Here is a 14,678-nt window from a genome sequence, read left to right on the forward strand (position 1 = left end):
GACCGAACCCTGCTCAGCACAGCCCCAGCCCCGTCCCCAGCCACACTGCTACGCGTGAGCGCCGGCGGCTCGACCATGCCAGACACGACAGCTAGACTGAGCAGTTGTCGGCCACGCGCCTTCGGGCGGGGCTGGTTTCTGGAAATGGCGGCCGGGGTGTGCTAACACTCCACGGAGTGATCCCCGGCCGCCGCCAGCACGGCGGACAGCCCTCACCGACAGGAACCTTCTGCCGTGCAGATCAGGATCATCCGCGGTCACGAGTGCACCGACCGCCCTGGCGTCGCCGAGCTCCTTAACCGCACCGGGCAGACCGTTGTCAACCTCGCCGCCGACCGGGCGGCCACCGGCTTCCCCGAGCCGTGGCACACCGACACGACCGGACGCGGTGTGCGCACCCGATCCGACGGCAGCAAAACCGGCCGCGAGTGGTACCGCATCACCGACATCACCGCCTTCAAACCCGGCTACCTCGCCCGAGTCGCCGAAACCGGCCAGGCACGTAGCCACGACATGCCCCTCGCCATCGACCCCGACACGCTGTACGACGTCAACGCATTCGCGAACCTGCTGCACATCACTCGCGGCGCGTTCAGCCGCTACGTCGACAACAGCAAACCGGTCTGGCACGCCTACGCCATCGCAACCCGCCACGCCACCCTCGACGGCCACCGCCTCATCGCGAAAGCCACCGCCGACCACGGCCGATGGCTCATCGTCGACGATTGCGAAGAGATCGAACTCGGCGCCAAACTCCACGGAGTCTTCGCCGGCTACGGCGGCACCTGGCAACCCCAACTGCCCGGCTACGCCTTCCCAGCCCCGGCCGCTGAAGCCCTGCACAGCCTCCTCGCCGGCAATGACTTCTACCTCCCGCCACCCGACGACCGGGAGCCCGGCAAACGCGGCATCAGGCGCCGCTGGCTCGGCGCCACCGCCGCCGCTTTCATCCAGCATCGCCGCGGCTCCACCAGCCAGCCCCGGCAGCTGCGGCCGGTAGCACCGCCAGCCCAGCCGTAGCCGGCCCTGCCCGTCGGCCGACGCACCCCCGTCGCCGCCCGCGAACCGGGGGGCGCAAAGACGCCGCCGGCGAACGCCATCACCGAACCGGTGCAGCATCCCGTGGACCCCGGCCCGCCGGGCTCGCTGTCCGCAGCTCCCGCGGGACTCGGGCCGGGGCCCAGCATCCGCTGGCCCTGGCCCTGCGACTACGCGGTTCGTCACGCACGCACCGCCACCGCCGGGCATCCGCCCGCCGGCGCCCCGCTGCCGCCGCGGGTACTCGGGGCTCCGCCCCGAACGAAAACTTCGCCTCGCCGGCGGGGCAGACAACAGGATGGCCCAAAACCCCGACCGGCCCGCACGGTCCGAGGGTGGCGCCTCGCGCTCCGGTCCATCCCGCCACCTGACCCCAAGGGGTATGTCACACCGTGCGGCCGGGTGCAAACGAGCAAAAAGAGCACTCGTTTGCACCCGACCACCCGGCGCGACAGATCAAAGATCAGGCGACGGGATGGACCTCCACACGAGGCTCAACGTTCATGCGCCCTGCCGCTGCGCGGCAGAACAAACACCGCCCCACCAGCACAAACACTACATCCATCCTAGTCAACAGCACCCGTATGATGTATCATTTATGTAGGTCGTTTAGCACCGGCCGACTCCAGAAACCCGCACCGCACGCAAAGGAGACCCAGCGTGACCCTCGCACTCACCACCCCCGACCTCACCGCCCTCGGCGACGTCGCAATCATCGCCCACCATCTCGGCGAACCCGAGATCTACGCCGCCGCCCTCGACCGCATGCACGACCTCGGCTGGGGCCGCTACGCCGAGCTGATCCCCGCCATCCTCAACGGCGACACCCCGCCCAACCCCGACGAGTTCCCCGAGTACTACGCCGGACCCGTCACCGTCACCGCCGACGACCTGCGCACCTACCACGGCGAGCCGCCGTTCTAGCCGACCTCACGGCGCCGGGCCACCAGCCCGGCGCCGCCCGGCACCCAACGGCCAGCCACCCGCGAAAGGGCACCCACGATGCTGCGCAGACGCCACAACGCCGCGCCGGTCGGCGCCACCGTGACCTATCACGGCACCGTCGCCGAACTCACCGGCCGCCGCTTCACCATCACCCGAGCCGACACCACCACCGGCCGCACCCGCTACGAACTGTCCGACAGCGTCGGGCCGCTCCTGGACAACGTCCACGCCGAGTCGTTCACTGTCGCCCCGGCAGAGCGCCCCCCGCGATGGGAGGCACGTCTCGAGGCCATCGACCGCGCCGCCGCCGCCAACGACGAAACCGTCATCATCGCCCCCTACCTCGCCCACGTCCGCGCCCTCCTCGCCCGAGGCGAGCAGCGCAACGCGCGTGATGCCGCCCGCGCCCTCGAACACCACCTCGGCCTCCGCACCGCTCCCGGCGCCCACCGCCGCTAAGCCCCCGGCCGGGCGGTGCCGCGAGCCTCTGCCGCCGCCTGGCCGGGCCTCACAGGAAAATGAAGGCGCCGTGCGGGACAATCTCCCGCACGGCGTCCGCCGACCACACCCCACCAGGGGAGACCGCCCCATGTCCCCGCCGCCCGAACCGGCCCGCGACATGATCGGCAGGACCGTCGCCGTCATCGGCTACGCCACCGCCGCTGTCGGTCTAGTCGCTGCCGTCGCCGCTGTCGTCGCGTTCGTCCTGGCGTTCCGCTACCGCTGACCGCTCACCCCGCGCCGCCCGACCGCCGCCCGAGGCGCCCCGCCGCCCGGCAACCGCCGCCCGTACCGCCCCTGACGGAGCCCGGCCCTGCGCCGCCCGCACCGCGTCCACCGTCATCCCGACCGAATCCGCCGTCCGCTCCACGCCACCGAACACGGTGACCGCCGCCGCAATCGCGACGTCCGCCGCGACGCCCGCCGCCGCCAACCGATCGGTCGCGTCCGCGACCCGCCGCACCGCCGCCAACTCAGTCGCGTGACGCTGGCGCAGCCGCTCCACGTAATCATTCGTGCCCTGTCTCGCCATGCACTCACGCTACGTCCAAAGAGCCCCTACACGCCACCTATAAGAATGGTTCGTGGTCGATCTAAGAACACTTCTCTTGCCCTCGCCAGGCATGCCCAAGGTGGTTGACGTGGCGTTTCTCGCCCCACGCCCCTGGTCACCCTCCTCTCTGGCACACAACCTTGCATTCACAATGTCGCTGGTCCGTGCGGCGGAGCCGTACGCTCGGCTCATGCTCTCCGTCACCAAGATTCATCCCGGTGCCGGAGTGAACTATCTCCTCACGCAGGTGGCCCCTGGAAAGCATGACTTTCGACCGGCGCCGAACAATTCCGGGCTGGCCTACTATGCGGACTCAACTGCGCACGGCGAGGCGCCCGGATGGTGGACTGGGCAGGCCCAAGAATTGTTCGGCGTCGGCCCAATCGTGCAACCGAGCGAATTGCAACTCCTTATTGGGGAGGGCAAGCACCCCATCACCGGGAAGCAGTTGGGCCGGCTGTGGCGGCGGTTCGAGCCGCTGACCGATGCCCGCCGCGAGGAGCTCGCCGAGCAGGCGCTCGCTGCGTTGCCTGACGGCGCGACGCACGAGCAGCGGTTCAAGGTCTGGCTAGACGTGTGGACGGCGCCGGAGCGGCGGCCGGTGGCCGGCTTCGACGTCACCGTGTCCATGCGCAAGTCCGAGTCGCTGCTGTGGGCGTTCGGCAACGGCCACGTCAAGGCGCAGGTGATGGCCGCGCACCACGCCGGGATCCGGGCTGCCGTGGAGCACCTGCGCAGGCACGCCGCGTTCACCAGGCTGGGCACGAACGGGGTCGCGCAGGTGGACACCGACGGCCTGGCCGTTGCCGTGTACGACCACCGGATGTCGCGGGATAAGGACCCGCAGGTGCACTCGCACATCGTGGTCTCGGCCAAGGTCGCGGTGACCGGCGAGGACGGTGAACGGCGCTGGTACGCGCTAGACGGCAAGGCGGTCTATCAGGCTTCGGTGAGTACCCGGATCGTCTACGAGCGGGCCGTGGAGGTGGAGCTCGGTCGGCGGCTCGGCGCCCGTTACGTTGCCCGTCCTGGCTCGACGATCCGGGAGATCGTCGGGATCTCTCCGCGGGCGATCCAGGTGTACTCCAAGCGGCGGACCGCGATCGAGTCGGAGCTGGCGGCCGAACCGTCGGCCGGTTCGGCGGGTATGTCGATGCGGCGGTGGCGGCGCATCGCGCAGGTCGCGACGCTGCGAACGCGGCTGCGCAGAGATGGCGCCGAGTCGACGGCGGAGGCGGTGCAGCGGTGGCGGGCTGAGGATTCCCGGCACGGCTTGGACACCGCCGCGGAGGTGCGGGCGATCGTCGCCGGCCGGGTCCGCGACGTCACCGCCGAACTCGCTGCCCGCGCGGTCGCCCGAGCCCGGCGCAGTCTGCGGCCGGGTGCGGTGCTAACGGAGGTTGACGTCGACGCCGCCGTCGTCCGGCTCGGGGTCAGCGACGAGGAACGACGGGCGGAAATCCTGGCCGAGGCGGTCCGCCGTGACCCGCAGCTGGCGGTGACGCGGGCGTTGCGGGACCTGTCCGCCGACCGGGCCGTGTTCGGTTTGGATCACCTCGAGCTGGCGATCGGCCGAGTCCTGCACATCACCCCAGGCGAGAACACCCGGACGGACTGGTCGCGGGTGCATCGCCTCGCCGTGCACGCCACCAACCAGGGCTGGGGTGGCCTGCGGGTCCTCACCCCGCCCGCGCTCGTGCAGTGGGGGCCGACGCTGCTGCGCACCAGCGACCGGCAGTCCATCTACACCCGGCACCGGCAGCTGCGCCTCACCACCGAGGCGGTCCTCGACGTCGAACGGCAGGTCCTCAGCTACGCCGCCCGGCTCGGCGCCACTCCCGCCCCACCGGACCTGCTTACCGCCGTCGCCGAGGAACTGAGCCTGTCCGAGGACAAACGCGCCGCCCTGTTCCACGTGCTCGGCGACGACCACCGCGTTGCCGGGGTCGTCGGTCCCGCCGGGACCGGGAAGACCTACCTGCAGCGCGCCGTCGGCATCGTCGCCGCACGCGCCGGCATTCCCGTGCTCGGCCTGACCGTGTCGCAGAACGCGGCCGAGGTGCTCGCCACGGAGGCTCGCAAGGACGGTGCGCCCGGGTTCCGGACCGAAAATATCGCGATGTGGCTGCACGCGCAGCACACCCCGCCGAAGGACAGCCGGCCCGGGCAGTGGGACTTCAAAGCCGGACAGTGGCTGATCATCGACGAGGCGTCCCAGGTCTCCTCCACCGACCTCGCCGAACTCGTCCGGCTCCTCGACGCGGTCGGCGGGAAGCTCATCCCGGTCGGCGACCCGGCGCAGATCTCCGCGATCGGCCCCGGCGGGCTGCTGCGCCATCTCGCTGGGATCGGCCGCACCGTCGAGCTGCGCGACATCAACCGGTTCCGCGAACCGTGGGAAGGACCGGCGTCGTTGCGGCTGCGGGCCGGGGACACCACCGTGCTGCGCGAGTACGACCAGCGCGGCCGGATCATTGCCGGCACCGACGAACACCTCACCGAACGGCTCCTCGCCGGCTGGCTCGCCGATACCCTCGACGGCCGCGACGCGCTCATCCTGGTCGAGACCGAAGCCGAAGCCGCTGACCTCGCCGCGCAGGCCCGCGCGATGCTCATCCGCGCCGGGGTCGTCGGCCGGGGGCGCCGGGTCGAGCTCCGCGACGGCACCAAAGCCTCCGCCGGGGACATCGTCGTCACCCGGCACAACGATCGGCGCCTGACCACCGACACCGACGCCGACTTCAGCATCGCCTCCGCCCTCGGACTGGGCGACCGTCGGGCGGGAAAGTTCGTCGCCAACCGCGACCGCTGGCAGGTCCTGCACGTCGGCCGGCACGGCACGCTGCAGGTACGCAACGTCCGCACCGGCGACGACATCCTCCTGCCCGCCGACTACGTCGCCGAACACGTGCAGCTCGCCTACGCCGCGACGGTCGACTCTGCGCAGGGCCGCACCGTGGACACCGCCCGCGCGCTCATCCGCGACGGCATCACCCGCGCCAAGCTGTACGTCATGGCCACCCGCGGCAGGTGGCTCAACCTCTTGTACGTGCTGACCAACCCGGAACCACCCGAACCGTACGGGGCCGAACCACCACTGTCCGGGACCGGTCTGCTCGCCGAAGTCCTGCGCACCGACGACGCCGACCGCACCGCGACCGAGACGGAGCAGACGCTCCTCGCCGAACACGACGCCCTGCACACCTGGGGGCCCACGTTCGAAGACCTCCTCGGCCGCGCGCACGCCGCCCGATACATCGCCATCGTCGCCCGCCTCGACCCGGACGCCGGCACCCGGCTGCGTCACGACCCGGCGATGAGCGTCGTGGCGTACAAACTGCGGACGCTCGCCGACGCCGGCTACGACGATGCGCGGATCCTCACCGCCGCCGTCAACCGGCGGGAACTGCACAGCGCCGCCAGCGTCGCCCAGGTCCTCGCCTACCGCCTCGACGACATCTTCCACAACCTCGTCTACGACCCCCGCCGGGCGCTGGCCGCCAACCCGTCCCACACATACACGTCCCGGGTGCCCGACCTCACCGGCGTCCACCCAGACGTTGCCGAGGCGCTGCGTCAGGTCGCCGCCATCGCCGACCAGCGCGTCACCGCGCTCGCCGAGCTCGCAGCCGAGCAGCCGCCGTCGTGGACGGCACCGCTCGGACCGGTCCCGTCCGACGCCGCCGGGCGGCGCGTCTGGCTGGACCGGGCTGAGGTCGTCATCGCGTACCGCGACCGCTACCAGCACACCAGCGACGAGCCGATCCGCGCGGAGCCCCTCGAACGGGATATCACCCGCTCGACCGCCTGGCACCGCGCCCAACTCGTCCTCGGACCCACGACCCTCGCCGGTGAAATCCACGCGGCCGGTGTCGTCCGCATGCGCCAGTTCCTCGCCGCGTTCCGCGACGCCGAGGCCCGCGAGCCCGGCTACGTCGCCGACGACCTGCGTACCGCCCACCTCGACCTCCTCGACGCCCGCGACACCGTCAGCGACCTCCGCACGGAAATCGCCGTCGCCGAACACGACCGCGATCGGCCACAGCGGCCGTCATCCGTACGACGCTGGTGGCGAACTGGACCACCCCCGCCGGCGACCACCACGGCGACTACCGCAGCCGTTCCAGGCACTGTGGCACAGCAACGCGTCGACCGGCTCCGGGCGGCCCTGGGCACCGCTGAGGCACGCGTCGGACAGCTCGCGACCCGGGTCAAGGACCTCGAGCGGCAGCACGCGACGTGGCTCAGCTGGTACACCGACACGCTGCCCGCCCGGTACGCCGGCTACCTCGCCAATGCCGAACGCGCCCGCCGCATGCAGCGCGTAATGGGCAATGCCAAAGACGTCGTGGATCGCGTTCGCGTCACCACCGCGCGGGTGCGGGCTGTGGACGCCACGCGGCCGTCGCCGCACGAGCGCCCGATGCTGCCGCGGATCGATGATGCGTTTGGCGCTGGGGCGAAGCGTGTCGCCGATCTTGCCAGTGCGGCTGACACGCTCACGGCAGATCCGGTCGACGAGCCCGACCTAGACTGAACCCGACTGCCGGGTGACACCGGCCCACCTCGCAGCAGGGACTCCACTTCATGACAGCTTCGCCAGGGCCTGTTACTCGGGTCGCTTCGTGGCACGCGATGGCACCCGTTCGCACGGGTTGACCCGTCGTCGGCGCCGATGGACGGAGGAAGCCTCACGAGTGTGATACCGCCATCGCCGTTGCTGCCCCGACCCGCCGATCGACGACACGACGCCGTCGCGGTGGTGCAGGCATGAGAGTCCTGCTGCTCGTCTCGTCGTTCAATTCGCTGACCCAGCGTGCTTGGTGCCGCCTCCGGGCGAGCGGGCACGACGTCGCGGTCGAGTTCGCACTCGACGAACCGACGATGATCGCTGCTGCGCACTTGGCGCAGCCGGACATCATCATCGGCACGTTCCTCAAGGATCGTGTTCCAGCGGCGGTGTGGACTCGGTGGCCCACGGTGGTGATCCATCCGGGTCCGGTCGGCGATCGAGGCCCTTCCTCGCTGGACTGGGCGATCAGCGACGCCGCGCCGGTCTGGGGTGTCACGGCGCTGCAGGCGGTCGAGGAGATGGACGCGGGTCCGATCTGGGCGGACCGTGCGTTCCGGCTTCCGGACGACCCGCCCCGCAAGTCGTCCCTCTACGGCGGGCTGGTGTCCGACGCCGCGATGGAGTGCCTGGACGAGGTCGTCATGAAGGCCGAGAGGCCCGGCTTCCGGCCGGTCGAGCTCGACGGCGCGCCGAGGGCGGTGCCGTCGGCCACGCTGCGGCCGCTGATGCGGCAGGCCGACCGGGCGTTCAGCTGGGACGAGCCGGGCGGATCGATCCTGCGTCGCATCCGGGCAGCCGACGGCAGTCCGGGTGTCCGCACGAGCCTGGACGGCAGGGTGGTGCACATCTTCGACGCCGACCTCGCGCAGCGGCCGGTGGCCGGCCGGCCCGGCACCATTGTCGGCCGGGACGACGAGGCGGTGCTGGTGGCGACCGGGGATCGGACCGGACTGTGGATCGGCCGGGCGAAGCGGGTCGCAGCTGACGGCACGGTAGGCATCAAGCGGCCGGCCGTCCAGGTCCTGCCGGATACGGCGGTCGGGGTTCCGTGGCTACGTGACCGGGCACGGATCCGGTACCTGCGCCACGGCCAGCACGTCGGCGAGCTGGTGTTCGCGCCGTACAACGGCGCGGTGGACGTCGCCTGGTCGCGGCGGCTCGCCGGCGCGCTGCGCAAGGCACTCGCGCAGGACACCAGGGTGCTCATCCTGCGGGGCGCGTTGGATACGTGGTGCAACGGCATCGACCTGAACGCGATCGAGGCCTCCGACGACCCGGCGATGGCGGCGTGGGCGAGTATCCGCGCCATCAACGCAGTATGCCGACTGATCGTCCAGCACACCGGCCAGGTCATCGTCGCCGGCGTGTCCGGCAACGCCGGCGCCGGTGGGGTCATGCTGCCGCTGGGTGCGGACCTCGTCGCCGCCCGGGACGGCATGATCCTCAACCCCTTCTACGCCGACATGGGTCTGTACGGCTCCGAGCTGCACACCCGGACCCTGACGCGGCGCGTGGGCGCCGACACCGCACGCCGCCTGCTCACCGAGCGGCTCCCGATCGACGCTGACCAGGCAACTCGAATCGGGCCGGTCGACGAGGTCGGGCCGCGGCGCGAGGAGGAGTACCGCGACTGGCTGCTCGACCTGGCCCGCGAGCAGGCCCAGGACCGGCGATGGAAGCTGGCGCTGCAGGACAAGCGTGAGGCCGCCGCTGCGGAGCCGCGCCCGCTGGCGTACTGGGCACAGCTGGAGCTCGCCGAGATGGCCCGGGACAAGTTCGACGACCGCCAGCAGTTTGACCTACGCCGCCGCAACTTCGTCCAGAAGCGCCGGCCGGACCGCACACCCGCGCAGCTCGCGACACACCGCGCTGCCCGATAGCGCCGCGACGATGCGGCGTCCATCGACCAGCACTCTCGCTGGCGTCCACACCCGCCGGGAGCTGGCGGGGACCTGTCGAGGTTGCGTGTGACCCGGCCCAGCGCGCTCACCGCGTTCGTCGACGAGTCGTTCATCCACCGGCAGGGCCACCCTGGCATCTACCTCCTGGCCGCGGTCCTGGTCGAAGGCGGCGACCTGAACGACGCGGTAGAGGCCGCCCGAGCCGCGGCCGCCGGACACGAGTTCCACGCGACCCGCCTGCACCGCCTCGGGCACATGGGCGTCGTAGAGGCGATGCTCGGCACCGTCGCGCAGTGGGCGGGCTGGACCGTGGTCGTCGCGCACACGCCGATCGAGCAGCATCGTGAGGCGGCCCGGCAGAGTGCGCTGCAGCGACTGTTGCGGTACCTGGACGGGCAGAAGGTCAGCGACGTCGTGCTCGATCGGCGGGCCGACCCTGCACAGGCAGTCGCCGCCCAGCGCAGCGGCCAGCGGCTCGCCGACCCGGAGCACCGCGATCTGCGCACGTTCCGGCATCTGGTGCGCGGCGGGGAGATCTCCAACCGGATGCGACTGGTCCACCGGGACGACGTCACCGAACCCGGCCTGTGGATGGCCGACGCGGTCGCGTGGTCCACCCGACGGGCGCTCGCGTCGAGCGAGCCGCAGTGGCTCTACCAGGTCATCGACGCTACGACGGTGCTGCACGCGCAGACCGGTGTCGTGTTGACGATCAGCGACGACGGGGCCGCTCTGCCCGATGGTGATCGCGGCCCCCACAGGTGGGCCCAGCGAGATGCGATCTCCGCCCAGCCCATGTTGTCGTCTCCGCCAGAGTACCGCGCGCCTGCGGCCAGCACCTCCCCACAGCCCGTCGGCCGGTACATGGCCTCGGTCCTGCGTCAGGTGGCTGCCGTGTCTTCCCGGGTCCAGGCGGCCGGCCTGGTACGCGAGGTGCAGCAGCTGCGCGCCCAGATCGACCGGCTGACCCGAGTCGTGACCGCCAGCGGCGGCATCACCGCTGCTGGGGAGGACCACGGACGGGTCACACACGAACCGGTGGACGAGCGGTCAGCGCATCGTCCGGGACACCACGAGCCCGACCTGAGCTGAGCGCACCCGGACCCCTTCAGCCGCAGCGGCCGGGCCCGTACGCCGCGCGGCCGTGCGCTGAGGTTGCCGTCCGGCTTCACGCGTTGCTCACCGCGAACTCCGTCGGTGCCGTTCGGTGGCGGTGAATTGAATGGCCGGCGCCGGGGATGACCACCGCGGACACTCGCCGACGATCAGCACTGGGACGGTGATGTGCTGGCTGTAGTCCGCGAGCCGCACAGCGGCGGTCCCGCATCGCTGGGACTGCGGGCGGCAACAGCACGTAGCGCGAATTCGACCAGTGCTGCCGGATCATCGCTGGTACCGAAGAACACCTCACCGAGCGGCTCGCCGACACTTTCGACGCCCTTCACTCCTGCTGGAGACCAAGCGGAAGCCGCGGACTTCGCCGCCCAGGCGCGCGACGTGCTGACCCACGTTGGCGTCGTTAACCGCCGGCTGGGGCCGGTCCGGTGCGCAGCGTCAACTACGTGATGCAGTCGGCGCTGTTAACGCCAACCAGGTTTGACCTGGGCTGATACCTGACGTTGGCAGCACCATCGCACAATGCTCACCTTCCGTGTTCGATGCCTTACGTACGTGAGCATCACTTCCGGCCGTGTCGTGGGACGTACCTTGCGTCATGATCACTTGCGGGTGGAAGAATGCATCCGGCGATGACCATGACGGCGCCTGTGGTGTCGCCTCGACCGTCGATCGAAAGTGCGCCACCGGCAGGCAGGCGGGGGGCTAGATGACAGTCGAGCTACCAGCGAAGGGCCGGCAGGTACGTGTCGACGGCGACCTCGTGACCGTGCGAGACGCCGACTGGGCCGGTGACGGGGCCATCGAGTTGCTGGTGCTCGACGGTGGCGGTCAGCCTCGAAGGATCCTGTTGTCCGAGGACCAACTGACCGCTGGGCTGGTTCCTGTCAATGATCGTGGAGGCCAGCCGGAACGTGCGTTGACGGGCTTGTGGGGCCGTTGGATGCAGCACGCCGTGCCGCGAATCCGATCGGCCGTCCTCGCGACCCGCCCATTGAAGCCGTATGCCCATCAAGATGATGCAGTTCATGGCCACATGCTGACTCAGCCTCGACTGCGGTTCCTGCTCGGCGATGAACCCGGCACTGGAAAAACGATCATGGCCGGGATGTACCTGACGGAGGGCCGCCGACAGGGCCTGATCCAGGGACGGGTCGTGGTCGTCGTCCCTGCTCACCTCGTGACGAAATGGGAGCGTGACCTCCAGCGGCTCTTTGGGGTCGAGGCTCGTCGCATCACCAATCTGATCGCCGCTGATCCGGCCGACCTCGATCCACGGTATGACACCTGGGTCGTCTCGGTCGACTTGTTCACGCACAACGCCGACGTGCGCAGGAAGGTTGCCGGTCAGCGGGCTTCCTGGTCGTTGGCGATCGTCGATGAAGCGCATCGACTCACGCCCACGAGCCAGTATTTGGCCGCAGGGCGAGCGCTGGCCGAGCGGACGCACCACCTGCTGCTGCTGACGGCTACCCCGCACCGGGGCAAGGAACACTATTTTCGGGGCCTGATGAACCTGCTGGATCCGACGCTGTATCCGTGGGATCCCCGCCAGAGCGACTACGAGTCGGCGTTGGTGCCAAGCAAACTGTCCTTCTTGCGGCGGATGAAGGAGCAGCTCGTCGACCACGACGGTAACGACCTCTTCCCACCCAGGTTCTCGGAGACCATTGCAGTCAACCTGAACCCGTACGAGGCAGCTGCCTACGACGCAGTGATGGACTACGTCGACGCGTTCTATGCCGACAACGCCACGCTCGCTCGGTCCATCTACGGCAAACGGGCAGCATCGGGGCTGCACGCCGCTGCGGCGACGATCAGGCGTCGCGAAGCTGCGTTGAAGGGTGCCGCCCACGAGCGTGGCGCCGTCCTCGTTCCCGATGATCTGCTGACGGCCGATGGCCTGGGCCCGGCGGCAGATGATGACGATGCATGGGCCCGAGCGGAGACCGCACTGGTCTCCTCTCGGACAAAGGACAAGCAGGCAGAGTTGGCGCGAGTTGCCACAGTCCTGCGCACACTGGATCAGGCTGCGGGTGCTGCTACGCCGGCCAAGTGGGAGGCGATGCTGCGGATCCTTGAGCGGCATGAGATTCGTCCCGGCGCCGGGCAGCTGCTCGTCTTCACCGAGTTCGCGGATACCGCGCATTGGCTGCGGACCCGGTTCGACAATGCCAAGTTCAGCACCGATGTCCTCGAAGGCTCAGTCGACCAACGCAGCCGTGACACCCTGCAGGAGCGGTTCCTCAACGGAGCCTTCCAGGTGCTGGTTTCAACGGACGCCGGCGGTGAGGGCATCGACCTTCAGTCGGCCCAAGTCATGATCGACTGGGATCTGCCGTGGTCCATGGTGCGGCTGGAGCAGCGGATGGGACGCCTGCACCGAGTCGGGCAGCGCAAACCGGTGCACGTCTACCACCTGGTTGCCCCGCACACCCGGGAAGGCCGAGTGCAGGAAGTGATGCTGGGCAACTTGGAGAGCGCAGCCCAGTCGCTCGAGGGGAAGCTGTACGACCTTCTCGACGCCACGGCTTCGCGAGCCGGTTTCGACTGGGGAAGGGCCATGGTGGATGCGCAGGCGGGGCGCCATGTCACGATTCCTGAGCCCTCCGCGCTGCTAGAAACCGCCCGCACCCTTGTCGCCGACGAGCGCGCCCTCAGTAGTGCGGCCAACGTGTCTGCGGCATTGGAACGGTTCGCTGCGGATCGCCTGGAGGCAATCAACCCGGTCATCGTTGATGCGATGATCGACCAGCTTGCGCGAAGCGGTGGTTGGTCGACCGGCCCTGGCCCTGCGAGGGGTATTCGTATGCTGCGGGCGGCAGGTGGCGAACGGCTACCCGCTGCACTCGGTGGGCGTGACGCCGTCTATGTCGCCGCGGATGGCTCGTCGGTCCGACAAGCGATCAATGATGGGGCGACCGGGCTTGATGACGTCATCGTGCTCGGGCCTACTGAGGAAGCCTTTCAGCAACTGGTCTCCTACGCGCTGACCGTCGGTGAAGAAGACCTTGTGCGTGGTGCAGCCCTCATCGACAACGCCTCCCTCACCTCCTACCTGCTCGTGCTCTTCGACGCCGACATCCAGCTGCACGACGGTGCCTCACGTACCACCCGCAAAGCGCCACTGCTTATCCGATGCTCGGCTGGGCAGGCGCTGCCAGTGGCCTGGGAATCGTTGATGGTTCTGCGTGCCCACGCGGCAGGCGACCCGTCGCCGTCCGGGCCCACCTCCCTGGCCCCTGCCACACGACACGACGCGACGGAGGCCGCGCGCACCACACTGCGTGCCCAGGTGACAAGCCTGATCGACGAACGGCAAGCATGGATTAAGGCCGCCCGCGTGCAGCTCGACGCCACGCAGTATCGGTTTGAGGAGTCCATCGCCGATCGGGCCGTCGAGGAACGCATTGCGCTCCTCGATCAGTTCAACGTCGCCAAGTCTCAGCGCCTGGCCGTCCTCAACGACATCGCCCAGGTCAACGCGAGCGCCGTTCGCCTGGTCGGTTGGGTGTCGGTAACCGGCGGAGCCAGGGCGGATCGCCTCGGCTACGACCCCGACTCGGAACAGGTCGCCATCAGCACCGTGGTGGCCGAGCTGGAGAAGCTGGGATTCGACGTCGACGATCGACAGACCGCAGGCGTCGGCTACGACCTGTTCGCCCGTCATCGGACGACGCGTGAGCAGCGACTCGTTGAAGTCAAGGGGCTGCAAGGGCCGTTGCGTGCGGTATGGCTGGAGCAAAACGAGTGGGCGCAGGCCCAGCAACGCGGCACCGACTACTGGCTGTACATCGTCGACTCCTGCGCCACTACGCCGACAGTGCGGCTGCGACAGCAGAACCCCGCCGCAGTCCTCGGCGGCCCACGCCGCATCGAACGATTCCAGATTCAGTTGTCTGAACTCAAACGCCTTATTGGAGGCCAACAGTGACGTCGCGATCCAACGCCACGGCGGCCATGCCAGACCCAGGCACCCACCGGTCTCCGCAGGCAGACGCAGCCAGCCGATTAATCGACACATGGTTCCCTTGCCCCGAGGTAGATATTG

At 69.6% G+C, this 14,678-nt stretch carries 8 protein-coding genes; 7 read left to right on the top strand and 1 reads right to left on the bottom strand.

Annotation, left to right across the window (positions count from 1 at the left end; translation table 11 throughout):
• Window positions 1-234 precede the first annotated feature (234 nt).
• From ACQPY0_RS01100 to ACQPY0_RS01110, 3 genes are all read left to right on the top strand, one after another.
• Window positions 235-1,020: a hypothetical protein gene (locus ACQPY0_RS01100; protein WP_432983219.1), complete on the top strand. Its 786-nt coding sequence runs from the start codon at window positions 235-237 to the stop codon at window positions 1,018-1,020.
• Between the two features lie 678 nt (window positions 1,021-1,698).
• A complete protein-coding gene (locus ACQPY0_RS01105; protein WP_432983222.1) occupies window positions 1,699-1,962 on the top strand; it encodes a hypothetical protein in 264 nt (87 codons plus the stop codon).
• A 78-nt stretch (window positions 1,963-2,040) separates the two neighbouring features.
• Window positions 2,041-2,442, top strand: coding sequence for a hypothetical protein (locus ACQPY0_RS01110; protein WP_432983225.1), 402 nt, complete (start codon window positions 2,041-2,043; stop codon window positions 2,440-2,442).
• 211 nt (window positions 2,443-2,653) lie between these two features.
• On the opposite strand, the gene ACQPY0_RS01115 is transcribed toward ACQPY0_RS01110, so the two are convergent.
• Complete coding sequence (locus tag ACQPY0_RS01115; RefSeq protein ID WP_432983228.1) at window positions 2,654-2,989, bottom strand: hypothetical protein; 336 nt, start codon at window positions 2,987-2,989, stop codon at window positions 2,654-2,656.
• A gap of 238 nt (window positions 2,990-3,227) precedes the next feature.
• Here ACQPY0_RS01115 and mobF point away from each other — a divergent pair, with 238 nt between their 5' ends.
• From mobF to ACQPY0_RS01135, 4 genes are all read left to right on the top strand, one after another.
• Window positions 3,228-7,574, top strand: a complete 4,347-nt coding sequence (gene mobF, locus ACQPY0_RS01120) for a MobF family relaxase (RefSeq protein WP_432983231.1) — start codon at window positions 3,228-3,230, stop codon at window positions 7,572-7,574.
• A 233-nt stretch (window positions 7,575-7,807) separates the two neighbouring features.
• Window positions 7,808-9,490, top strand: coding sequence for an enoyl-CoA hydratase-related protein (locus ACQPY0_RS01125; protein ID WP_432983234.1), 1,683 nt, complete (start codon window positions 7,808-7,810; stop codon window positions 9,488-9,490).
• Between the two features lie 87 nt (window positions 9,491-9,577).
• Window positions 9,578-10,603: a hypothetical protein gene (locus tag ACQPY0_RS01130; RefSeq protein ID WP_432983237.1), complete on the top strand. Its 1,026-nt coding sequence runs from the start codon at window positions 9,578-9,580 to the stop codon at window positions 10,601-10,603.
• Between the two features lie 733 nt (window positions 10,604-11,336).
• Complete coding sequence (locus tag ACQPY0_RS01135) at window positions 11,337-14,561, top strand: helicase-related protein (RefSeq protein ID WP_432983240.1); 3,225 nt, start codon at window positions 11,337-11,339, stop codon at window positions 14,559-14,561.
• Window positions 14,562-14,678 lie beyond the last annotated feature (117 nt).

The sequence above is a fragment of the Dactylosporangium sp. CA-233914 genome (assembly GCF_050942935.1).
Lineage (GTDB): Bacteria > Actinomycetota > Actinomycetes > Mycobacteriales > Micromonosporaceae > Dactylosporangium.

Excerpts from the sequence above, each read along its gene's own strand:
- ACQPY0_RS01125 (WP_432983234.1), top strand. The coding sequence starts at position 7,808 with ATGAGAGTCCTGCTGCTCGTCTCGTCGTTCAATTCGCTGACCCAGCGT.
- ACQPY0_RS01135 (WP_432983240.1), top strand. The coding sequence starts at position 11,337 with ATGACAGTCGAGCTACCAGCGAAGGGCCGGCAGGTACGTGTCGACGGC.
- ACQPY0_RS01110 (WP_432983225.1), top strand. The coding sequence starts at position 2,041 with ATGCTGCGCAGACGCCACAACGCCGCGCCGGTCGGCGCCACCGTGACC.
- mobF (WP_432983231.1), top strand. The coding sequence starts at position 3,228 with ATGCTCTCCGTCACCAAGATTCATCCCGGTGCCGGAGTGAACTATCTC.